This is a genomic window from Deltaproteobacteria bacterium (assembly GCA_026712905.1).
Classification (GTDB): Bacteria; Desulfobacterota; Binatia; order UBA9968; family JAJDTQ01; genus JAJDTQ01.
This window is the reverse complement of sequence record JAPOPM010000248.1, coordinates 1-22,328: the sequence shown is the minus strand read 5'-3', so window position 1 is coordinate 22,328 and position 22,328 is coordinate 1. Positions and strand designations below refer to the sequence as shown.

17 protein-coding genes are annotated in these 22,328 nt (G+C 65.5%); 12 read left to right on the top strand and 5 right to left on the bottom strand.

Annotated elements, in window-relative coordinates:
• Positions 1-22: 22 nt before the first annotated feature.
• Both secA and argJ read left to right on the top strand, forming a co-directional pair.
• Positions 23-3,502 carry a preprotein translocase subunit SecA gene (gene secA, locus OXF11_21095; GenBank protein MCY4489586.1) on the top strand — a complete coding sequence of 1,160 codons (3,480 nt, stop codon included), beginning with the start codon at positions 23-25 and terminating at the stop codon, positions 3,500-3,502.
• Positions 3,487-4,689: a bifunctional glutamate N-acetyltransferase/amino-acid acetyltransferase ArgJ gene (gene argJ / locus OXF11_21090; GenBank protein ID MCY4489585.1), complete on the top strand. Its 1,203-nt coding sequence runs from the start codon at positions 3,487-3,489 to the stop codon at positions 4,687-4,689. The genes secA and argJ overlap by 16 nt, the downstream gene beginning before the upstream one ends.
• A 119-nt stretch (positions 4,690-4,808) precedes the next feature.
• Here argJ and gatB read toward each other — a convergent pair whose 3' ends face one another.
• Positions 4,809-6,251: an Asp-tRNA(Asn)/Glu-tRNA(Gln) amidotransferase subunit GatB gene (gene gatB / locus OXF11_21085; GenBank protein MCY4489584.1), complete on the bottom strand. Its 1,443-nt coding sequence runs from the start codon at positions 6,249-6,251 to the stop codon at positions 4,809-4,811.
• A gap of 122 nt (positions 6,252-6,373) precedes the next feature.
• Here gatB and OXF11_21080 point away from each other — a divergent pair, with 122 nt between their 5' ends.
• Both OXF11_21080 and OXF11_21075 read left to right on the top strand, forming a co-directional pair.
• Positions 6,374-7,528, top strand: a complete 1,155-nt coding sequence (locus OXF11_21080; protein ID MCY4489583.1) for a thiolase family protein — start codon at positions 6,374-6,376, stop codon at positions 7,526-7,528.
• Between the two features lie 61 nt (positions 7,529-7,589).
• Positions 7,590-9,317, top strand: coding sequence for a DUF262 domain-containing protein (locus OXF11_21075; protein MCY4489582.1), 1,728 nt, complete (start codon positions 7,590-7,592; stop codon positions 9,315-9,317).
• Positions 9,318-9,325: 8 nt separating this feature from the next.
• Here the strand turns inward: OXF11_21075 and gatA are convergent, their stop codons facing one another.
• A complete protein-coding gene (gene gatA / locus OXF11_21070; GenBank protein ID MCY4489581.1) occupies positions 9,326-10,789 on the bottom strand; it encodes an Asp-tRNA(Asn)/Glu-tRNA(Gln) amidotransferase subunit GatA in 1,464 nt (487 codons plus the stop codon).
• Positions 10,790-10,979: 190 nt separating this feature from the next.
• The gene (gatC, locus tag OXF11_21065) at positions 10,980-11,267 is read right to left on the bottom strand and encodes an Asp-tRNA(Asn)/Glu-tRNA(Gln) amidotransferase subunit GatC (GenBank protein MCY4489580.1); all 288 of its coding nucleotides are present in this window, start codon (positions 11,265-11,267) and stop codon (positions 10,980-10,982) included.
• A 25-nt stretch (positions 11,268-11,292) separates the two neighbouring features.
• Between gatC and OXF11_21060 the strand changes: the two genes are divergently transcribed.
• Genes OXF11_21060 through serS form a run of 3 tightly spaced genes read left to right on the top strand, consistent with a single transcriptional unit; the run spans position 11,293 to position 13,752 of the window.
• A complete protein-coding gene (locus tag OXF11_21060) occupies positions 11,293-12,066 on the top strand; it encodes a ribonuclease HII (GenBank protein ID MCY4489579.1) in 774 nt (257 codons plus the stop codon).
• Between the two features lie 3 nt (positions 12,067-12,069).
• Positions 12,070-12,441: a YraN family protein gene (locus OXF11_21055; protein MCY4489578.1), complete on the top strand. Its 372-nt coding sequence runs from the start codon at positions 12,070-12,072 to the stop codon at positions 12,439-12,441.
• 39 nt (positions 12,442-12,480) lie between these two features.
• Complete coding sequence (gene serS / locus OXF11_21050) at positions 12,481-13,752, top strand: serine--tRNA ligase (GenBank protein MCY4489577.1); 1,272 nt, start codon at positions 12,481-12,483, stop codon at positions 13,750-13,752.
• 16 nt (positions 13,753-13,768) lie between these two features.
• On the opposite strand, the gene OXF11_21045 is transcribed toward serS, so the two are convergent.
• The gene (locus tag OXF11_21045) at positions 13,769-15,121 is read right to left on the bottom strand and encodes an ATP-binding protein (GenBank protein ID MCY4489576.1); all 1,353 of its coding nucleotides are present in this window, start codon (positions 15,119-15,121) and stop codon (positions 13,769-13,771) included.
• Between the two features lie 305 nt (positions 15,122-15,426).
• On the opposite strand from OXF11_21045, the gene OXF11_21040 reads away from it, so the two are divergent.
• Positions 15,427-15,702, top strand: a complete 276-nt coding sequence (locus tag OXF11_21040) for an alpha/beta hydrolase (GenBank protein MCY4489575.1) — start codon at positions 15,427-15,429, stop codon at positions 15,700-15,702.
• Between the two features lie 32 nt (positions 15,703-15,734).
• The gene (locus OXF11_21035) at positions 15,735-18,314 is read left to right on the top strand and encodes an autotransporter domain-containing protein (GenBank protein ID MCY4489574.1); all 2,580 of its coding nucleotides are present in this window, start codon (positions 15,735-15,737) and stop codon (positions 18,312-18,314) included.
• Positions 18,315-18,358: 44 nt separating this feature from the next.
• On the opposite strand, the gene OXF11_21030 is transcribed toward OXF11_21035, so the two are convergent.
• The gene (locus tag OXF11_21030) at positions 18,359-18,979 is read right to left on the bottom strand and encodes a VOC family protein (GenBank protein MCY4489573.1); all 621 of its coding nucleotides are present in this window, start codon (positions 18,977-18,979) and stop codon (positions 18,359-18,361) included.
• 249 nt (positions 18,980-19,228) lie between these two features.
• On the opposite strand from OXF11_21030, the gene OXF11_21025 reads away from it, so the two are divergent.
• The 3 genes from OXF11_21025 to OXF11_21015 form a co-directional block, all read left to right on the top strand.
• Positions 19,229-20,515 carry an ABC transporter substrate-binding protein gene (locus OXF11_21025; protein MCY4489572.1) on the top strand — a complete coding sequence of 429 codons (1,287 nt, stop codon included), beginning with the start codon at positions 19,229-19,231 and terminating at the stop codon, positions 20,513-20,515.
• A gap of 113 nt (positions 20,516-20,628) precedes the next feature.
• On the top strand, positions 20,629-21,531 hold the full coding sequence (locus tag OXF11_21020; GenBank protein ID MCY4489571.1) for a branched-chain amino acid ABC transporter permease: 903 nt from the start codon (positions 20,629-20,631) through the stop codon (positions 21,529-21,531).
• Positions 21,528-22,328 (top strand): branched-chain amino acid ABC transporter permease (locus OXF11_21015; protein ID MCY4489570.1); only part of this gene is annotated, 801 nt, incomplete at its 3' end. The genes OXF11_21020 and OXF11_21015, both read left to right, overlap by 4 nt.

The following is a 22,328-nucleotide window of genomic DNA, read 5'->3' as shown; positions in this document are numbered from 1 at the left end:
CCGGAATCGCTATCCTGAACCAATGTTCGGCAGCAACTACGTCAAGAAGATCTTCGGCACCAAGAACGACCGGGAGGTCAAGCGGCTCAGGCCGGTGGTGGAGCACATCAACGGGCTGGAGCCGGAGTTCGAAAAGCTGACGGACGCGGAGCTGCGGGAGAAGACCGACGAGTTCCGGCGGCGGTTGGCGGACGGCGAGGGCCTGGACGACCTCCTGCCGGAGGCGTTCGCCGCCACCCGGGAGGCTTCGCGCCGCACCATCGGGCTGCGCCACTTCGACGCCCAGCTCATCGGCGGCATGGTGCTGCACGAGGGCAAGATCGCCGAGATGAAGACCGGCGAGGGCAAGACCTTGGTGGCGACGCTGGCGTTCTACCTGAACGCGCTCACCGGCAAGGGCGTGCACCTGATCACGGTCAACGACTACCTGGCCCGGCGCGACGTTCAGTGGATGGGCCCCATCTACCATGCGTTGGGGCTGTCCGTGAGCTCCATCGTCCACGACGCGAGCTACCGGTTCGACCCCACCTACATCACCAAGGACTACCGCTACCTGAACCTGCGGCCGGTGTCGCGCCAGGAGGCCTACCGGGCGGACATCACCTACGGCACCAACAACGAGTTCGGCTTCGACTACCTGCGCGACAACATGAAGTTCGCGCTGGAAGAGTACGTCCAGCGGGAGCTCAATTTCGCGGTGGTGGACGAGGTGGACAACATCCTCATCGACGAGGCGCGCACGCCGCTGATCATCTCCGGGCCGGCGGAGGAGTCCACCGACAAGTACTACACGCTCAACCGCATCATCCCCAAGCTCCAGCGGGGCGCGGTGACCCAGGGCGATCCCTCCCAGGAAGACCGGGAGGCCATCTTGGCCCAGGGGGACTACACCATCGACGAGAAGGCCAAGACGGTTGCCCTCACCGATGGCGGCGTGGCCAAGGTGGAGCGGCTGCTGGGGGTGCACAACCTCTACGACCCGCGCCACATCGATACGCTGCACCACGTGAACCAGGGCCTGAAGGCCCACAACATCTTCAGGCGCGACGTGGACTACGTCATCAAGGACGGCGAGATCATCATCGTCGACGAGTTCACCGGGCGGCTCATGCCGGGGCGGCGCTGGTCCGACGGGCTGCACCAGGCGGTGGAAGCCAAGGAGGGGGTGCACATCCGCGAGGAGAACCAGACCCTCGCCACCATCACCATCCAGAACTACTTCCGCATGTACGCCAAGCTCGCGGGCATGACCGGCACGGCCGACACCGAAGCCCCCGAGTTCAAGAAAATCTACGACCTCGACGTGCTGGTGGTGCCCACCCACCGGCCCATGGTGCGCATGGACCACGCCGACGTGGTGTATCGCACGGAGAAGGAGAAGTACGAGGCCGTGGTGGAGGAGATCGCCGAGTCCCACGCCAAGGGGCAGCCGGTGCTGGTGGGCACGGTGTCGGTGGAGAAGTCGGAGCTGCTTTCGTCGATGCTCAAGAAACGCAAGGTCAAGCACAACGTGCTCAACGCCGTGAACCACGAGGCGGAAGCGTCCATCATCGCCCAGGCGGGCCGTTTCGGCGCGGTCACCATCGCCACCAACATGGCCGGCCGCGGCACCGACATCCTGCTTGGGGGGAACCCCGAGTTCCTGGCGCGTTCGGACATGGAAAACGAGTGGATCACCCGCGCCGCCAAGCTGCCGCTCCAGGGACAGCAGCGCTACGAGGACGCACTGCGTGAGTTGAAGGAACGATACGACGAGCAGATGCGCCATGTCACCGAGCGCTACAAGGCGGAGTCGGAAGTACACGAGAATCAGCGTGGCGACGCGTTGCGCAGCTTCACCGAGATCCAGAACCGGCTCATGGCGCTGTCGCCCTTCCGGGACCTGCGGGAGGAGTACGAACGGGTCTCCTCGTCCCAGCTTATCGACGCCTTGCACAGCTACCGCAACATCCCGGAGTCCTACGTCGAGATGAAGGAGAGCCTCGACGAGGCGGTGCTGGCCCATAGTGGGGTGGACGAGTCCGCCCGGCGCGAGTTCAGCGAGGCCAGCAAGGCGTTCGGCTCCTTCGTCGAGCGCTGGCAGAGCGCCGACGGCCAGCGGCCGCAACTGCTGGAGGCCGTCGACGACAGCCGGCGGATGTACGAACAGCGGCTCGAGGAGTACGAGTTCGTGGTCACCCGCTCGGTGGTTTCCCAGGGCGAGGAGGCCGCGCTGGTGCGGGAGTTCGAGGCCAACCGCACCGCCTTCGAGGAGGCCGAGGCCCACTGCGAGGCGCTGCGCATCCCCTACGAGAAGGACAGCCGAGCGGCCCACGAGGCCTACGAGTCCAAGCGCCAGGAATACGTACAGGCGGTGGAGGAAGTGCGCGAGGAATTGGAGAAGGCCCCCGAAGCCTACAGCAACCGCTACGACGAAATCCTCGCCGGCTACCAGGGCAACTCCTCCACGGAGCGCGAGAAGGTGGTGGGCGCCGGCGGACTCCAGATCATCGGCACCGAGCGCCACGAGAGCCGCCGCATCGACAACCAGTTGCGCGGCCGCGCCGGACGCCAGGGCGACCCGGGCGCGTCGCGGTTCTTCCTGTCGCTGGAAGACGACCTCATGCGCATCTTCGGCGCCGACCGCATGCAGGGGATCATGAACCGTCTGGGCATGGAGGAGGGGGTTCCCATCGAGCACGGGCTCGTGAGCCGGGCCATCGAGAACGCCCAGAAGAAGGTGGAGGCGCACAACTTCGACATCCGCAAACACCTGCTGGAATACGACGACGTCATGAACAAGCAGCGCGAGGTGGTCTACGGCCAGCGCCGGGACGCGCTCGCGGGCGACAAGCTCAGGGACGACGTGCTGGAGATGGCCACCCAGCTTGCCGAGGAAACGGCGCAACGCTTCGTGGACAAGCAGGCCATGGCGTCGGAGTGGGACGTTGTGGGTCTGGCCGAGAGTCTCCGGGGCCGCTTCAACGTGCGGCTGGAGCTCACCCCCGAGGAGATGGAGAGCCTCAACGCCGATGACATCGAGGAAAAGGTCGTCGACCTGGTCACGGAGAGCTACGCGGACAAGGAGGAGCGGCTGGGTCCGGAGCTAATGCGGCAGCTCGAGCGGATCATCATGCTCCAGACCATTGACGTCCTGTGGAAGGACCACCTCCTCAACATGGACCACCTCAAGGAGGGCATCGGCCTGCGTGGCTACGGCCAGAAGAACCCGCTGCACGAGTACCAGCGGGAAGGGTACGAGCTGTTCCAGGAGATGTCCGACCGCATCCCTGAAGACGTGGTCGGGAAGCTCTTCACCGTGGAGGTGGACCAGGAGCGCTCGGCCACCGAGCTGGAAGAGTTGGAAACCCGGCAGGCGCCGCGCCAGATGATGCTGAGCCACGGCGACGGCGAGGGGCCGGAGCGCGTGTCCACGGTGCGGCGGGACGGCGACAAGGTGGGGCGCAACTCACCCTGTCCGTGCGGCAGCGGCAAGAAATACAAACGATGCCACGGCAAGTGAAGACCCCCACCGGGGTACCCGGTTTCCGCTTCGCGGGCGTGGCGTGCGGCCTCAAGCAGAGCGGGCGCAAGGACTTGGCTCTCATCGCCTCCGAGGGCCCGGCCGCCGCGGCCGCCGTGTTCACGAAGAACCGCGTCAAGAGCCCCAGCGTCACCGCGGGCGCGCAGCACGCGCGCTCGGGGCAGCTCCAGGCGGTGGTGGTCAACAGCGGCAACGCCAACGCCTGCACCGGTCCGGGCGGGCTGCGGGACGCCGAAGCCATGTGCGCCGAGACCGCGCGGCACCTGGGTATCGACGCGCGGCGGGTGCTGCCGTCCTCCACCGGCATCATCGGCGTGCGCCTGCCCATGGACAAGATCAACCGCGGCATCGCCGATGCCGCGGCGGCGCTCGCGCCCGACGCCCTGCAGGACGCCGCCCAGGCCATCATGACCACGGACAACGGCGCCAAGATCGCGGCGGCCACGTGCCGCGTCGGCGGCCGCCCCGTGCACATCGCCGGCATCGCCAAGGGCGCGGGCATGATCGCCCCCAACATGGCCACGATGCTGTGCTACGTGCTCACCGACGCCGCCGTCGCTCCGGCCGCTCTGCGCCCCATGGTGCGGCGGGCCACCGACTCGACCTTCCACGCCATCACCGTGGACGGCGACACCAGCACCAACGACACCGTGCTGTGCCTGGCCAACGGCGTCGCCGGAAACCCCCGCATCACCCCCGGCGGCGAGGGCGAGGACGTGTTGGAGCGGGAGTTGACTCGAGTGATGAAGGAGCTGGCGCTCAAGATCGTGGCCGACGGCGAGGGCAGCAAGAAGCTCGTGGAGATCCGCGTGGACGGCGCTCGCACGGTGGCCGAGGCGCGCAAGGTGGCCTTCACCGTGGCCAACTCCAAGCTCGTCAAGACCGCCTTTTTCGGCGAGGACCCCAACATCGGCCGCTTCATGATGGCCATCGGCAACGCCGGCGTGCCCGTGGTGGAAGAGACCATCGACGTGGCCCTGGGCACCGTCAAGGTCGTGCGCCGGGGCTTGGCCGTCGGCACCCGCGAGTCCGCCGCCGCCAAGGTCATGCAGCGCCCGTCCTTCACCGTCCGCATCAACCTCGGCATGGGCGCCGCCGGCACGTCCGTATGGACCTCCGACCTCGGCCACGAGTACGTGCGCATCAATTCGGACTACCGGACCTGACGCCGATCCGCGATTCCCGAGAAAGGGGCCGTGTCGGAACACGTCAGGCACCAACGCCCCGAATCGTCATTCCCGCGAAAGCGGGAATCCAGGCGGGGAGGGGTTGGCCGACGAGGCCGTCAGCCCTGAAGTTTGCCCCGCAGAATCTCGTTCACCATCTGCGGATTCGCCTTCCCCCGCGTCGCCTTCATCACCTGACCCACCAGGAAGCCGAAGACCTTCTCCTTGCCGGCGCGGAACTCCTCCACCTGCGCCGCGCACGCCGCCAGCACCTCGTCCACCGCCGCGTCCAGGGCGCCGGTGTCGGACACCTGCTCCAGGCCCTTCTCCTTGACGATGGCGTCCGGCCCCTTGCCGGTCTCCAGCATGTCGTTGAAGACGGTCTTGGCGAGCTTTCCGCTGATCGTGCCCTCGTCCACCAACCGCACCATCCGCGCCAGATCGTCAGCCTCCACGGGCCAGCTCTCGATGCGCAGCGCGGCGTCCAGCTTGCGCTCCTTGAGCACCCGGAAGAGGTCGCCCATGAGCCAGTTGGCGATGGCCTTGGGATTGGCGTGGGCCTTGACCGCGGACTCGAAGTAGTCGGCCACGTCGCGCCGCTGCGTGAGGATGTCCGCGTCGTAGGCAGGCAGGCCGTACTGCTCCACGAAACGGCTCTGCCGCTCCTGCGCCAATTCGGGCAGGGTGGCGCGGATCTCGTCGATCCAGGCCTCGTCGATCTCCAGCGGCAGCAGGTCCGGATCGGGGAAGTAGCGGTAGTCGTGGGCGTGCTCCTTGGAGCGCATGGACCGGGTGACTTCCGCATCCGGGTCCCACAGCCGCGTCTCCTGCACCACCGTGCCGCCGTCGGAAAGCACCTGTCCCTGGCGCCGGATCTCGTGTTCCAGCGCCTTCTCCACCGCCTTGAAGGAGTTGAGGTTCTTGATTTCCACCTTGACGCCCAGCTCCTCGTCCCCCGCCTCTCGCAGTGACACATTGGCGTCGCAGCGAAAGCTCCCTTCCTCCATGTTGCCGTCGCACACCTCGAGGTACTCCAGGATCGAGCGCAGGGTCCTCAGGTACTCGCCGGCCTCGCCGGGGTTGCGCATATCGGGTTCGCTCACGATCTCCATGAGCGGCACCCCCGCGCGGTTGAGGTCCACCAGGCTGTGGTCGCCGCGGGCGTCGTGAATGTTCTTGCCCGCGTCCTCCTCCATGTGGATGCGGGTGAGCCGCACCCGCTTCGCGGCGCCGTCCACGCTCACGTCCACGTGGCCGCCCGTGCACAACGGCAGCTCGTACTGGCTGATCTGGTAGCCCTTGGGCAGGTCCGGGTAGAAGTAGTTCTTGCGCGCCCAGCGGCTGTGCCGGGCGATGGCACAGTGGGTGGCCAGCCCGGTGCGGATGGTGTGCTCCACCACCTTTCGGTTCAGCACCGGCAACACCCCCGGAAAGCCCATGCACACCGGGCAGGTATTCCGGTTCGGCCCCTCGCCGAAGCGGGTGGAGCAACCACAGAAGATCTTCGATTCGGTCAGGATCTGCGCGTGCACCTCCAGACCGATGACCGTTTCGTAGCTCATGGTTCCGCTGGGGTAACAGAAAGGCCGGGACGTCGCAATTCTTGACGCCTTCAACCCTTTGCTGTTACGGATCTCTCAGTCATTTCTGCCGCGTAGGGGCACGGCCCCGCCAAGGAGGAAGCATGGCCAATCTCGGGGGAAAATACGCCATCGTCGGCGTGGGCGAAACGCAAGTAGGCAAGCGTCCGGACGGAACCACGCACTCGCTGCATCTGGAAGCGATCCGTGCGTGTCTCGACGACGCGGGCATCCGCGGCGACGCGGTGGACGGTTTCGTCACCAACCAGCCGCTCAACGACGCTCACCGGAGCTACGCCGTGCGGCTGGCGCACATGGCCGGCATCACCCCGGTGTACGCCACCGACCTGGCCCTGGGCGGCGCCACGCCCATCGCCATGGTGCAGCACGCGGTCATGGCCATCGACGCGGGCATGTGCCACACGGTGGTGTGCGTGCACGCGCGCAAGCGCTCCACCGGCGACGCCACTCCCGGCTACCCCATCCGCCGGGGAGACGAGCACTGGGAGCGGCCCTGGGGGCACTTCGCCGCGGCGGCCGGGCACGCCCTGGCGGCCCAGCGCCACATGTACGAGTTCGGCACCCGCAGCGAGGACCTGGCGGAGATCGCCATCTCTACGCGCCGGCACGCGTCGCTGAACGCCAACGCCACCATGCGGAAACCCATCACGCTGGAGGACCACCAGCAGTCCCGCATGATCGTCGAACCGCTGCACCTGCTGGACTGCTCGCTGGAGTCCGACGGCGGCGGCGCCGTGCTGGTCACCAGCCTGGAACGCGCCAAGGACTTCCCCAGGCCGCCGGTGGTGATCCTCGGCATGGGCCAGCACCACCCCCATTTCAGCCTGCTGGACGCGCCCACCCTCACCACCCTGGGCGGCCGCAAGTCCTCGCGCATGGCCTACGACATGGCCGGCCTGGAGCCCAGGGACATGGACTTCGCCGAGCTCTACGACTGCTTCACCATCACCGCGATGATCACCCTGGAGGACTACGGCTTCTGCGAGAAGGGCGAGGGCAAGGACTTCGTCAAGGACGGCCGCATCGGCCTCGGCGGCGAGATCCCCCTCAACACCCACGGCGGCCTCCTGTCCCAGGCCCACCTGGAGGGAATGCTCCACCTCACCGAAGGCGCCCGCCAGCTCCGCGGCAACGACGTCGAGCCCGAGCGGCAAGTGGCCGACGCCAAGGTCGGCATCATCAGCGGACACGGCGGCAGCCTGGCCATGCATGCGTCGTTGATACTCGGGACGGCGTAAGGCGCGGCGCCTGCGACGCACAAGCGACGCCCAACATATCCAATCGTATAGGAGGTCACAGGTGAAAGCTGGCGAAGTGGTTTTTCAGAGGTTGCTCGATGGTAAGATTCAGTATGTGGTCCCGTTGTACCAACGTCCCTACAGTTGGGGCGAAAAACAATGGGAACAGCTCTGGAGCGACATTGTCGAAATCTACCGATTACAAGAACCGCGAAACCATTTTATCGGCTCCGTCGTCACACAACAGGTTACGACATCACCTGAGGGCGCATCCAAGTACTTGCTGATTGACGGCCAGCAACGCATGACTACTCTATTCATCTTGCTCAGTATCATTCGTGACCATGCCGGACAAGAAGATTACCCCAGTTTGGCGGCGGAGATACACAACAGTTGCTTGGTTAACCAGTACGCTACGGGGCCTGACCACACGAAATTTGTCCCTACACAAGGAGATCGGGACGCTTTTCAGGCACTGATAGTAGAAACAGAGCCCAATAGGGAACCTGCCGGTTGTGTTCGCCGAACCGCAATAGACGACGCTCGTAAGTACTTCAGTGACCAGGTGTTCGGCGAACGAAACGGCGGAGGCGCTTTCGATTTGCGGAACTTGTACCGCTGTATAGTAACCCATCTTGACATGGTAAGTATCCACCTAGATGCGCAAGACAGCCCCAACAGGATCTTCGAGAGTTTGAACAATACAGGTCTACCTCTCAGCGTCGCCGATCTGATCCGCAATTACCTCCTGATGAGTATTTCTGACGTGGATACTCAACAAAGAGAATACGAGAATTGTTGGCGACCCATGGAGCAGTTGTTTCCGGGTGAGCAGATTCCGACAGCTTTCTTTTGGAACTATTTGATGATGGATGGCAGCTTGCCACGCCAAGATGACACTTATGACGAGATAAAGGATAGGTTTCAGTCGCTGACCCCAGACGCGTCGGTCGAAAGGTTGAGAGATTTCTATCAATTTGCGCGCCATTACGCGAAGATCTCAGAAACAAAGTCGCATGACTCCGCGGATCCGAAGGCAATACAGAAGCTACTCTTGACGCCGGGGTCGTTGGACGCCGAACTAGGACTGGCGATGCGGTACTGGCGGTTGAAGCAATGGGACGTTGTCGTAGCGGACCCTTTTCTAATGAGGGCTATGGACCGAGCGGCAAAAGGAGAAATCGTACTCCGCGATGTGGTCGAAGTAGTGAAGTTGATCGAATCATTTGTGGTGCGGCGAACCATTTGCGGCGTCCCTACGAACTCGGTGCGGCGGATATTTGCACAGATGATCGAGCAAATTGACTGGGAGGATGTCGTTGGGAGCGTGAGGGGACATCTGTTAAATAATAGTTGGCCGACGGACGAAGAGTTCCGCTCGAGGATGCGGCAGTACAGGCTTTACAATAAGCAGCGTCTGAGCCGGACGCGACTAGTGCTATGGACAATAGAGTGTTGCCGTGGCCATAATGAAACCCCGGCGTTGACTGACGACATAACCATAGAGCATGTCATGCCTCAAACTCTGTCAGCAGAATGGGAGCGTGACCTTGGTGCAAGTGCAGCGGAGGTTCACGAGCAGTGGCTTGATACGATTGGGAATCTTACTCTCTCCGGGTACAATCCAACTCTGAGTAACAAACCATTCGCGGAGAAACAGCTTATTCTTGCAGATTCTCATTTCGCGCTGAACACGGCCATGCGCGATCAACGAGCTTGGGGTGAAGTAGAAATTCAGCGTAGGGGCGAAGGACTTGCGGCGGAAGCTGCGCTGATCTGGCAACGGTAGGGCTGCCCCTATAGGTTGGGTCGTAACGTGTGCCACTCCGTCGCCTGCTCGTAGGCGTACCCCAGCCGTAGCAGCGTGGCCTCGTCGAAGTGCTTCCCTATGATCTGCAGGCCTATGGGGAGGCCGTTGTCGTCGAAACCGCACGGCACTGACAGCGCGGGGAGCCCCGCCAGGTTTACCGAGATGGTGAGGATGTCCGAGAGGTACATTTGCAGGGGGTCGTGGGTCATCTCGTCGAGCTTGAAGGCGGTGGTGGGGCAGGTGGGGGCGACGATGGCGTCGCAGCGGCTCAGGGCCGATTCCATGTCCTGCTTCAGCAGCGTTCGTACCTTCTGTGCCTTGATGTAGTAGGCGTCGTAGTAGCCGGCGGACAGCACGTAGGTGCCGAGCATGATGCGCCGTTTCACTTCCTTCCCGAACCCCTGGGCGCGGCTCTTCATGTAGGTGGCGGTGAGGTCCGCGGCTTCGGCCCGGGGGCCGTAGCGCATGCCGTCGTAGCGCGCCAGGTTGGAGCTGGCCTCGGCGGCGGCGATGACGTAGTAGGCGGCCACGGCGTAGTCGTTCCGCGGGAGCGATACCTCGGTCACCACGGCGCCGGCCTTCTCCAGTTCCAGGATGCCCTGCCGCACCGCCTGCTCCACCTCGGGCTGTAGCCCCGCCGCGAAGAATTCCTTGGGAACGCCGATACGCATCCCCTTGACGTCGCCGGTCAGCGCGGCGGTGTAGTCGGGCACCGGCACGTCCACCGAGGTCGAGTCGGCGGGGTCGTGGCCGGCGATGGCCTGGAGCACCAGCGCGCAGTCGGTGACGTCACGCGTCATCGGCCCCACCTGGTCGAGCGACGACGCATAAGCCACCACGCCGTACCGGCTCACCCGTCCGTAGGTGGGCTTGAGGCCGACGATGCCGCAGAAGGCCGCCGGCTGGCGGATGGAGCCGCCGGTGTCCGTTCCCAGCGCGGCAATGCACTGGCCGGCGGCCACGGCGGCGGCGGAACCGCCGGAGGAGCCGCCCGGCACGTGGTCGAGGTTCCAGGGGTTGCGCGTGACGGCGTAGCCGGAGTTCTCGGTGGAGGAGCCCATGGCGAACTCGTCCATGTTGGTCTTGCCCACGGGCACCGCCCCCGCGTCCTTGAGGCGGCGCACCGCGGTGCCGTCGTAGGGCGGCGTGAACCCGTCCAGGATCCTGGACGCGCAGGTGGTGGCCACACCGTCGGTGAGGAGGACGTCCTTGAGGGCCACGGGGATGCCGAGCAGCTTCGACGGCGTGTCGCCCGCGGCGAAGCGTGCGTCCGCCTGGCGCGCGGCTTCCATGCCTTGCTCGCGGCACACCGTGAGATAGGCGCCGATGGCGTGGTCCGTGGCGTCGATGCGCGCGAACAGCGCTTCCGCCAACTCGACGGCGCTCAACTCCCGGCGGCGCAGGCGGTCATGCAGTTCATGGATGCTGAGAAGACACGGATCGGTGGTCATGGCGCCCTTCGACTTCGCTCCGCCCGCGTTGCGCTACGCTCAGGACGAACGGAGGATACACCAACCGTTCGTCCTGAGCGTAGCGTAGCGAAGTCGAAGGACGCCATCTTCAAGGATGCCATTCCGCACGAAGAGAAACGCCATCCCGCACCAAGGCGACCGGTCAAAGGAACGCTGAGGTCGTGAACCGTCATTCAATGATTTTCGGGACGCTCAGGAAGTCGTCGTCCCGTGCGGGGGCGTTGCGCAGCATGTCCTCGGTCCGCGGCTGGTTGACGACCCGGTCCGGGCGCAGGACGTTGACCACGTCCACCGCGTGGGACTGGGGCTCGACGCCGTCGGTGTCGAGCTCGCTCAGCTTGTCCATGTATTCGAGGATGCGGTCGAGTTCGCCGGCAAGCCTTTCCTGCTCGTCCTGAGCGAGATCCAGGCGCGCGAGGGTGGCGACGTGCCGGACCTCTTCGCTGGTGATTTTCACGCCGATTTCTTATCATGCGGGTCGAATGCCCGGCAAACGAACCCTCCCCGAACCCTCCCGTCCCGGCCGGTTGCTCGCTCCGGAGCGCCGCGGACCCGACGGCACCGTCTTTGAAATGGATGCGCTCGCGCGCGGCTTCCGGCGCATCGCCGGGGTGGACGAGGTCGGGCGCGGTCCCCTGGCGGGGCCGGTGGTGGCCGCGGCGGTGGTGTTCGAGTCCGGCGTCTTCAATCCCGACGTCAAGGATTCCAAGCTGCTGACGCCCAAGAAGCGCGAGCGTCTTGTCGGGTGGATACAGGGCCACGCGGTTGCCTGGGCCGTGGGGGTTGCCGATCCAGGCGAGATCGACCGCCTCAACATCCTGCGCGCGAGCCTGCTGGCCATGGCGCGGGCGGTCCGGGGCCTGGAAGTCGCGCCGGACTTCCTCATGATCGACGGTCCCTACGGCATTCCCACCGCCAGCCTGCTGGAGGATGACGGTTACCCTACCGCGCCGCCGGCGCAGCGCACGATCAAGGGCGGGGACCGGGTGTGCTTCTCCATCGCGGCCGCATCGATCATCGCCAAGGTGGCCCGGGACCGCATGATGGTGGAGTTGGACGCCGCGTATCCGGAGTACGGGTTCGCCAGCCACAAGGGCTACCGCAGCCGCCGCCACTCCGAGGCTTTGGACCGCTACGGTCCCTGTCCCGTCCACCGGCGGAGCTTCAAGCCCGTGCGGGATTGGGTGGAACAACGCGCTCCAACGTCGCTGTTGCGGGAAGGCTTGCCGGTGCCGCTCTCAGGTGCCACAAAATGAGGAATGAGTGATCCGCGGCAGTCCCTGGGCAAGGCGGGCGAAGAACTCGCCGAACGCTACCTCAAGCGCCAGGGCTACGCCATCGTCGAACGCAACTACCGGTGCCCGTTGGGCGAGATCGATCTGATCGCACTCGACAAACGCGCCGTGGTGTTCGTCGAGGTGAAGACTCGCAGGGTGGACACGGCGGGCGCGCCGCTGGAATCGGTCAACGGCGCCAAGCAGCAGCGCTTGAAGCGCGCCGCGATGCACTATCTCAACAGACATCACTTGCATGACCGGGACGTGCAGTTCGACGTGGTCGGCATTTCGTTGCGTTCGGACCCGCCGGCGGTGCGCCACGTCCGGCGTGCGTTCGATTTCTCGGAGCCATAGGGGTGTCGGCGGCGAACACGCCATCGGAAGGGACGAAGGATGATTGACGTCAGGATCTTGCGCGAGGACCCGGACGGGGTGCGCGAGCGCATGGCGGCCAGAGGCGGGGACATCGACTGGGAGGCGGTGCTGGCCGCGGACCGGGAGCGGCGGGAGACCCTCGCCCGCTGGGAGCGGCTCAAGGAGCAGAAGAACAAGCTCTCGGGCGAGATCGGCCGCCTCAAGAAGTCGGGGGATGACGCCTCGGCGCTCATGGAAGAGATCGGTACCGTCAGCAAGGAGCTCGACGCGCTGGACGGGCCGCTGAGCGAGACCGAGCAGCGCTTCAGCGCGTCCATGCTCGACATTCCGAACCTGCCGGATCGCGGCGTGCCCGTGGGCGAATCCGAGGCCGACAATCCGGTGCTGCGGCAGTGGGGCGAGGCGCCGGAATTCGGCTTCACTCCCAGGAACCACTGGGAAGTCGGCGAGACCCTGGGCATCCTCGACTTCGCCCGCGGCGCCAAGCTCGCGGGCGCGCGCTTCACCCTCTACCGGGGGCAGGGCGCGCTGCTGGAACGGGCTCTCATCGCCTTCATGCTCGACCTCCAGACCCGGGAGCACGGCTACGAGGAGATCCTGCCCCCGTTCCTGGTGAACCGCGACACCATGACCGGCACCGGCCAGCTTCCCAAGTTCGAGGAGGACATGTTCCGCACGGCGGATCCGGACTACTTCCTCATCCCCACCGCCGAGGTGCCGCTCACCAACATCCACCGGGAAGAGGTCCTCGACGCGTCCGACCTGCCCCGCTACTACTGCGCCTACACCCCCTGTTTCCGCCGGGAGGCGGGCTCCTACGGCAAGGACATGCGCGGGCTGATCCGGCAGCACCAGTTCAACAAGGTGGAGCTGGTGAAGATCGTCGAGCCGGAAGGCTCATTCGACGAGTTGGAAAAGCTCACCCGCGACGCCGAGACCGTGCTTCAGCGCCTGGGCCTGCACTACCGCGTGGTGGAACTGTGCACCGCGGACCTGGGCTTCTCCGCGGCCAAGACCTACGACATCGAGGTGTGGCTGCCCGGCCAGGGCACCTACCGCGAGATCAGCTCCTGCTCCAACTGTACCGACTTCCAGGCCCGCCGCGCCGCCATCCGCTACCGCCCCGCCCCCAAGCAACGCCCCCAGTTCGTCCACACCCTCAACGGCTCGGGCCTCGCCGTCGGCCGCACCTTGGTGGCCATCCTGGAGAACTGTCAGCAGGAGGACGGCAGCGTCATCGTTCCCGAGGCGCTACGGCCGTACATGGGCGGGTTGGAGAGGATCGGATAGAGGACTCTGATCGCCGTCACGCCTTCCACAGCGCGCTCACCGGCATGGCGAACAGCTTCGGCCCCGCCTGCTGAATACGGTCCCCGTCGTGGAGGACGATGCCGCAGGCAAAGCGCGAGCCCGTCGCTTCCCGGAGGCGGGCCAAACCCTTGAAATCGCCGGGGTGGGCGGTGGCGCCTGCCTTGACCTCGATGCCGACAATGGCGTTCGGCAACCGCTCCAGCACCAGATCCACCTCGACCCGGTCCTTGTCCCGGTAGTGGGAGAAGAATGTCGGATGATCCACCAGGGTAGCGGCTTTCGCAAGCTCGGAGTACACGAAGCATTCCAGCAACGGACCGAGTTGCTGCCGGTCTGCGGCGATGGCGGCGCTGTCGATCCGCCGAAGCGCGGCAAGCAGGCCCGAGTCGAGGAACTGGAGCTTGGGCCGCTTGACCAAGCGCTTCAGGTCGTTGCGATGCCAGGCGTAGACCCGTCGGACAAGGAACATGTGCTCGAACAGGGCCAGCCAGCGGTCGACGGTCTTTCCGTCCACTCCCAGGCGTGCCCCTATCCCACTCATGTTGAGTAACTGACCGGCCGCGGCTGCCGCGTGATCGAGCAGCCGGGCCATTGCGTCGCGGTTCCCAACGCTTGCGATATCCGAGACGTCGCGCTCGGCCAGCGAACCCGCGTAGGCTCGCAGCCAGTTCGCGCGGCGTGACGGCAGCGGCCGTGAAAGGGCTTCGGGGAAGCCGCCGGCAAGGACGCACTGAGTCAGATCCGTCGTGGCGTCCGCTGCCGCGAGGTTCGGGAAGTCTCCGGAGAATGCCCGATCCAGGAAACCCGGCACGCCGCTCCGGGTTATTTCGGCTTGGGAAAAGGGGAGCAGTTCGATGGTTTCGATGCGGCCTGCAAGCGAATCGGGGGAGATGGCGGCCCTGAAGAGGTCCACCGATCCGGTAATCAGATAGCGCCCGGGCCGCGCATCTTCGTCGACGGCCTGCTTGATGGCCAGGATCAGCGCCGGCGCACGCTGAATCTCGTCGATAACCGCCGTCGGGTTGCCACGGACGAAGCCTATGGGATCGTCCGCGGCGAAACGTCGGTTTTGATCGTCGTCCAGGGAGATGAAGGGGCGGCCGTCGTCAGCGGCGATACGCCGGGCGAGGGTCGTCTTGCCGGATTGCCGCGGACCCACGATGGCGACGATGCGGGTGTCCGTAAGCGCCTCGCGGACTCGTGCCTCCGAATGCCGTGGCACATACTTCCCGCGTGTGGTCGGATTTGGCATGATGGCCTCGCGAAGTGGAATCCCTTCCGTCCAATTCGGAATCAAGTTGCGTCCATTTCGGAATATACCACCGTCCAAATCGGAATAGAACACCATCCGAATGGGAATGTCATGGGTCGGCCCCGGTCACGAAAAGCCCGAACCGCGTGGGAACAACAGTGCCGTCGGTAGAGCCGGCAAGGGCTCGGCGGGGCTGAAACTTTCGTACATCAACCCCGACGGTTCGTAGTTGACGATGCAACACGGGCAAGGATATACTCGCACATCCAAAGAGCCGGCGCAGTGCGCGTGCGCGCCCGGTTTCGACGGGACTCCGCCCCACGAGGGGCTCGACACCATGTCGGGGCTTCCGGGGATGGGCCAACTACTACCACGACTCCATCGGACTCGATGAGGCGCTCGTGGCCCTGTTGCCCGAGATCGAGCAACAGACCCTCGTGCTGCAGGGCACCAAGGACGGCATGATGCCGCCCGAGAGCGGCCAGCTCCTGGCGCGGGAGATTCCCCATGCCAAGCTGCTCTACGTCTACGACGCGGGTCACAACGTCGAGGTGGACCAGCCCGAGCGGTTCGTCGCCCTGGTGCGTGACTTCTTCACGCGCGGCGAAGCCTTCATCGTCAATCCAGGGGATGAACGAGCGGGCGTGACGGCGGCGTCGCGCCAACCTCCCGCGTGATGGCCAACGGTCCGAGCAGGAGAACCATTCGCATGAAAACCGGGACACTGTCCGCCGCGACTATAATGGTTTCTTGTGCCGGCCTGTTCGTGCTCGCGGTCTTTTCCGATATAAACCCCGCCCTGGCGCAGACGCGTGAGGCGTGTCCGCTTCCCGCCGGTGTGACTGCTCCCGCGGACCCGCCCGTGACGGCACAACAGGTGGAAGACGGCAGCGGTGGTCTGATGGAGTTCGCGCTGGCCGTGACCGCGGAATTAGGGAACCAGAATGATTCGGCGGATCTGGGACGATTCCTGCACTTTGCGTGTCTCATGAGGCAAGAAGGGGGTCCTTGGCGTTCGGGTTCCACCTACGTCGTGACACTGTCGCTGGACGGCAGGCTGTTCTTGCACGCGAAAGACACGGCCCTCACGGGCCGGCAACTCAACCCCTTGATTTATGGCGCGATTCTTTCCGCGTTGGGGGTCCCGCAAGAAGTCCTGGCGGACTTGGCTTCCGCCGATCTTGTGATGGCCGTCCGCGCTCGAGCCGTCCTGGTCGGCATACTGTCGCGAGGACCGGAGGCCCCGTTCGACGCGACCTCCGTGGTGCCGGGCGCCTCCGGTCATGCCAGCGCCTATGTGTCGGCCCCCTATGGGGGTTTGCCGTTCGTGGCCCTTGCCGGATTCGAACTCGACTCGTCTCACCTGGCTCCCTTGGCCGTGGAACAAATCGATTATGGCGACCCGGCCGTTACCGCCAGGGACGTGGTGGACCGGGAAACATTGAAAGCCTTCGTCACGGAAGCGGGGAATTATGTTACGGGGCACCTGAAGAGTGGAGATCCGTCCGCCAGTGCGAAAGCATTCATCGCCTTGCGGGATCCGAACGGGCCCTGGAGACACGGTTCGGTGTACCTCTACATCCTGGATCGCACCATCGACGCGATTCTGTTTCACGGAGCGTTTCCGAACCGATTCGAGCTTCGACCCTTGACCCCGACCGTCCGGGACGCCGTGACCGGAGAGTTGATTCTGCCGCAGGTTTTCGACGCGGCGAAGAACAACCCGGAAGGCGGCTTCGTCGAGTATTACTTCGACGATCCCTCGGACGACACCGACAGCGCCGATACCCCCAAGGTGGGCTACGCCCGCGCGTTCAACGATGAAGTGGTGACGGCGCGGGGAAGACGCCCGATCAACATCATCGTCGGGTCGGGTTTTTATCAGAGCTCACCCAACGTGGTGGCCGCGCGCCGGAACACGGCCGTCAAGTCGGTGGTGCCGCAGGTCATGCGGGCCATGACCGCCAGCACCGTCGATGCCGTCTCCGGGCGCATCCGGCGGGCCACCTCCGACATCCCGCCCGCCAAGGGGTTCCGTCTCGGCGGCGCGTCGAAGTTCTCCGATGTTCTTCTGACGAACGCGCGGGCGCTGGAAGGCGGCACGTTCAACCTCGGCCGGCTGCTCGCGGGCTCGTCCTTTACCGTGCCGCTCTACGCGGCGGGCACGGGCAGGGGTGGTTTGTTCGGGAACCTGACGTTCTGGGGAGGCGGCGACTACCGCAACTTCTCCGGCGGCAGCGCGGCGACCGTGGACTACGACGGCAACGTGGCGAGCGCCAACCTCGGGGTGGACACGAGGTTGAGCGAGGACTTTCTGGCGGGGGTGTCGTTGGCGTGGGCGCGGGGAGCCGTGGAATACACGGCCTCCGGGGTGACGGGCGATTCCGAGACGACGTTGACGAGCGTCAACCCGTACGTGGGCTGGCAGTCCTCGGCAGGCATGAACCTGTGGGCCACGGGGGGCTATGGCTGGGGCGAGGTGGAGATCGACGAGTCGGGGGACACGCAGGCGAGCGACCTGACGCAGCGGATGGTGGCGGCGGGGGTGAGCGGGCCTCTGGTGTCGAGCGATGAGTTGATCGGCGGCGGGACCACGAGCCTGCGACTGAAAGGCGAAACGATGTTTTCGTGGGCCGATATCGAAGGCTCGGGGAGTCTTGAGCAAACGACGTTGAGCGCCAGCCGGCAGCGGCTGATGCTGGAAGGGGTGCACGAGCGCAAACTGGCCTCCGGGGCGACGTTCACGCCGTCCATCGAGGTGGGTATGCGCTACGACGGCGGGGACGGGGACACGGGCAGCAGTGTGGAGACGGGGGGCGGGCTGCGCTTTACGGACGCGGCGTCGGGACTGACGGTGGAAGGCCGGGCGCGGACGCTGTTCGCCCACAGCGAGGATTACGAGGAGTGGGGCGTGAGCGGGCTGTTGCGGCTCGATCCGGGCGAGGCGGGCCTGGGGTTCGCGGCGAGCCTGCGGCCGGCCTGGGGTCGGACGGGCGGGGGTGTGAAGCGGTTGTGGAACACCGGGGTCGCCGGCCCGGTGGCGGACGACCAAACGGGGCGTGTCCATGCGCGGGTCGCGTATGGGTTCGGCACCACGTGGGGCGGCCGGGGGGTGCTGACGCCCTACACGGACGTGTCGCTTTCCGGGGCGGGGTCGCGGCGGCTGAGCCTGGGCGGGCAGTTCAAGGCAGGGTCGTGGGTCACGTTGAGCCTGGAAGGCGTGCACAACGATCAGCCCCACGGCGCGGACAGCCAGGGTGTCATGCTGAGCGCCAACATGATCTGGTAGTCGTCCCGGTATTCCGCCTTTCTCCCATCGCCGCCGGCCACCGACTACTTCCGCCGCAGACCCGGATCCGCGAGGGTGGTGTCCTGTCCCGGCGGGGCCTCGTCCAGCGCCTCTTCGAGGGCCGGTCTCGGCGCCCACTCCTCGGGCGGCCGCGCTTCACCGTTCCAGTCCACCTGGTCGAGTCCCCAGAAGATCTCCAGGCTGTGGCCGTCCGGATCCCGGAACTCCACCGACACCTGGCAGCCGGCGCGCCTGCGGCCGTGGAAGTCGATGGGCACATCGTGCTTCTCGAGGTGGTCCCGGGCGCGGAAGACATCGTCCAGCGTGGGCACCTCGAAGGCCAGGTGATGCAGTTCCCGGCCCGCGGAAGCCTCCTTGGCCTGGCCGATGAGGCCGAGGCCGTGGTGGTCCTCATTGAAGCGCATGAAGACCATCCGGCCCGGCACCATGCTCTCCGGATAGACGTCGGAGACCTTGAAGCCGAGCACCTGGGTGTAGAACCGGACCGACGCGTCGATGTCCCGCACCACCAGCACCGCGTGTCCCATGTTGCCGATGCGGAAGGGCATGTCGGCCGGCGGCTGAAGGTCTTTCATCGCCTGGACGTCGGGGCCGCGGAGCCCCTCCAGGTCGACCTTGCCTCGTTGGGTCATGTTTTTGGCCATGTGCGATTCCCTCCGTGACGGCAACCGCGTTCCACGCCGGTGCCTTGGGCTTGATCTGCGCCATAACTATAGCCTAATGAGCCCGCCACGGGCGAACACGTGACGCGGAACGGGTAGTCTGGTTGCCCGGCCGACGCGATTGTGAGACGATTCGGCTATACTTCGTGTTCGGCGTGCCGCGGCCGCATGGGTGGCGGCGATCGAGAAACATGGGAGGCTGATATGACCCCAATTCCTCGTACGAGATTCATGGCGTTGACCGCGGCTTTGGCGGTGTTGCTGGCGGCGGGCGCCGCTTCGGCGCAGACCCTCAAGCTGGCGGTTCCGACGTTCCTTACCGGGGGCGGAGCGCCAACTTACGGCACCGCGTCCAAGAACGGCGTGGAGCTGGTGGTCCGCGCCATCAACGAGGGCGCCCTGCCGGCACCCTACAACAGCGTCGGGCTTGCCGGCCGCAAGATCGATCTCGTGGTCTACGACGAGTCGGGCGGCGGCACCAAGCAGGTCACGGAGTTGCGCAACAAGGTGCAGAAGGAGGGCGTGGACGTCGTGGTCGGCTACGTCTCCTCCGGGAGCTGCGCGGCCATCGCCCGGGTGGCCGAGGAGCTTCGGGTCCTGACCCTGCTGACGGTATGCGGCACGCCGCGCATCTTCGAGGAACTGGTGAAGGAGCCGAAGTACCTCTTCCGCATCATCAACCACAGCACCGCCGGCAACGTGGGTGCCGCGCACTACGTCGTCAAGAAGCTCCGGAACGAGGCCAAGGACGGCTACATGGGCATCAACCAGAACTACGCCTGGGGCCAGGATGCCTGGCGCGACTTCAACCTGGGCGTGCAGACCCTGGCGCCGGAGCTCAAGCCGGCCAAGAAGCAGCAGTTCCCCAAGCTGTTCTCCGGCCAGTACGGCACCGAGATCTCGGTTCTGCTCAGGGCCAAGCAGAAGGTGGTGCACTCGAGCTTCTGGGGCGGCGACATCGAGGCCTTGATCGCCCAGGGCAAAGCCAGGGGACTGTTCAAGCGCAAGACGTTCGTTTTCACGGTGGGCGAGATAACGGCCCACCGGATCGGCAAGAAGTTCCCGCCGGGACAGCTCGCGCGCGGTCCCTATGGATTGTACGCGGCGGGTATCGACACCCCGATCAACAAGTGGTTCCGGAGCGAATACCGGAAGGCGTACAAGCAGCCGCCCTCGTCGCCGGCCTATCACTACGCCGACGGTATTGTGGCGGCCAAGTACGCCTATGACACGGCCATGAAGGCCAACGGCGGCAAGTTCCCGTCCACGGACCAGGTGATCAAGGCGCTTGAGCACGCCACCTTCGACATCATCGCCGCCAAGGTCAAGATGTCCCTCGGCAAGGGGCATCAGGCGGTCACCTCGGACCGCTGGGGCTATGCCGAGTGGGACGATGCCAAGGGCGAGATCGTCGTCAAGGACGTGGTGGAGTTCAAGGCCGAGTGCGTGAACCCGCCGGAAGGGGTCAATGCGGCGGACTGGGTCAAGGGCGGCATGAAGGGCGCCAAGTGCGACTGATCGGCGTCCCGGCCTAGGCCGACATGGGCTACTAGACGGCGTCCTTCGACTTCGCCTGTCCTGAGCTTGTCGAAGGACGCCATTTTCTTTCATTCCCGCGCACGGGGGAACCGTTGGATCCCGAGCTGCTACTCATCATCCTCGTCGACGGACTCGTCTACGGTTCCTATCTGTTCATGGTGGCGGTGGGCCTGACGGTCATCTGCGGCGTCCAGAAGCTCCTCAACGTTACCCACGGGGCGCTCTACGCGTTCGGCGCCTATCTCGCGGCAACGCTGCTGATCCTCTATTTCCGGGTGGACTGGCCCGAGTACGGCGCCTTCGTGGTCATGCTGTTGGCGGCGCTCTTCCTCGGCGTGGTCTTCGGCCTCATCATCGAGCGCGGCCTGCTGCGCCATCTCTATCACGAGGACGAGCACATCATCGTGCTGGCGACCTTCGCGGCTTTCCTGGTGCTCGAGGACGTCCTGTTGCTGATCTGGGGCACCGACCCCTATCTTGCACCGGAGCCCCTCGGGCTGCTGGGCTCGACGGAGATCGCCGGGCTTCCCTTCGACAACTACAGCCTGTCCATGGTGCTGCTGTCGGCCGTGGTGGCCTCGGTGCTCTGGTACGGGCTCAACCGGACCCAGTTCGGCAAGCTTCTGCTGGCGGTGATCTATGACCGGGAGCTGGCCCAGGCCATGGGGATCAACGTCAACCGGATCTTTCTGCTGACCTTCATGCTGGGCTCGTTCCTGGGGGCCCTGGGCGGCGCCTACCAGGCGCCGGCGATCTCGGTGCAGCCCGGCATCGGCGTGGAGGTGATCGTCCTGGCCTTCGCCGTGGTGGTCATCGGCGGCATGGGCAGCATTCCCGGCGCCCTCATCGGCTCGGTTATCGTGGGCGTGGCCCGGGCGTTCGCGGTGCACCAGGAACCGGCCCTGGAGTTGTTCGTCATCTACCTGATCATGGCCGCGGTGCTCATCGTCCGGCCGCAGGGCCTGTTCGCGCCCGCCAAGCCGAGGACCATATGAGCTGGCGCCAGGACAAGACCCTCTGGGGCCTGACCCTCGGCCTCGCCGCGCTGTTGCTCCTCAACTTCGTGGTGGCCGACTGGTTCCGCAACATCCTGACGCTCTCACTGGCCCGGGGGTCGGTGGCGTTGGGTCTGCTGGTGCTCTGGCGCTGCGGGCTGATCTCCTTCGGCCACGCGCTCTACTTCGGCTTCGGCGCCTACACCGTGGGGCTCATGAGCCGGTACCTGGGCATCACCGACGCCTTCCTGACCATCGCCTGCGGGGTGGTGACCGCGGGCCTGCTGGCATACGGCCTGGGGTTCCTGCTGCGGCAGTACCGGGGCATCTTCTTCGCGTTGCTCAACATGGCGTTCTCCATGATCCTCTACGGCGTCCTGGCCAAGCTGGAGGAGCTGGGGTCCACCGACGGCATCAGCCTGGAGGCGACGACCTACCTCTGGTACGCGCCCCTGGGCGCCGAGAACAAGACCGCGCTGTTCGTTTTCGCGGCTATCCTGACCTGGGGCGTGGCGGTGCTGGTGCACCTCTACCTGCGCTCCACCCTGGGCCACATGACCACCGCGGTGCGGGAGAACGAGATCCGGCTGGGTTACCTGGGCTACTCCGGGGAGCGGGCGGTCCATGCGAAATACGTGATCTCCGGACTGCTTGGCGGTTTCGGCGGCGCCATCGCCGTGCTCACCATCGGCCACGTGGACCCGGACTCCATGGTGTACTGGCCGGTGTCCGGGGACTTCGTCTTCATCGCCATCCTGAGCGGCACCGGCAACGTCGTCGCGCCCTTCATCGGCGCG

Bases quoted from the DNA above. Each gene is read 5' to 3' on its own strand.
- gatB (MCY4489584.1), bottom strand. From the start codon at position 6,251: ATGAGCTACGAAACGGTCATCGGTCTGGAGGTGCACGCGCAGATCCTG.
- secA (MCY4489586.1), top strand. From the start codon at position 23: ATGTTCGGCAGCAACTACGTCAAGAAGATCTTCGGCACCAAGAACGAC.
- OXF11_21060 (MCY4489579.1), top strand. From the start codon at position 11,293: ATGCCCGGCAAACGAACCCTCCCCGAACCCTCCCGTCCCGGCCGGTTG.
- argJ (MCY4489585.1), top strand. From the start codon at position 3,487: ATGCCACGGCAAGTGAAGACCCCCACCGGGGTACCCGGTTTCCGCTTC.
- OXF11_21055 (MCY4489578.1), top strand. From the start codon at position 12,070: ATGAGTGATCCGCGGCAGTCCCTGGGCAAGGCGGGCGAAGAACTCGCC.
- OXF11_21025 (MCY4489572.1), top strand. From the start codon at position 19,229: ATGGCGTTGACCGCGGCTTTGGCGGTGTTGCTGGCGGCGGGCGCCGCT.
- OXF11_21045 (MCY4489576.1), bottom strand. From the start codon at position 15,121: ATGGTGTTCTATTCCGATTTGGACGGTGGTATATTCCGAAATGGACGC.
- serS (MCY4489577.1), top strand. From the start codon at position 12,481: ATGATTGACGTCAGGATCTTGCGCGAGGACCCGGACGGGGTGCGCGAG.
- gatA (MCY4489581.1), bottom strand. From the start codon at position 10,789: ATGACCACCGATCCGTGTCTTCTCAGCATCCATGAACTGCATGACCGC.
- OXF11_21080 (MCY4489583.1), top strand. From the start codon at position 6,374: ATGGCCAATCTCGGGGGAAAATACGCCATCGTCGGCGTGGGCGAAACG.
- OXF11_21035 (MCY4489574.1), top strand. From the start codon at position 15,735: ATGAAAACCGGGACACTGTCCGCCGCGACTATAATGGTTTCTTGTGCC.
- OXF11_21030 (MCY4489573.1), bottom strand. From the start codon at position 18,979: ATGGCCAAAAACATGACCCAACGAGGCAAGGTCGACCTGGAGGGGCTC.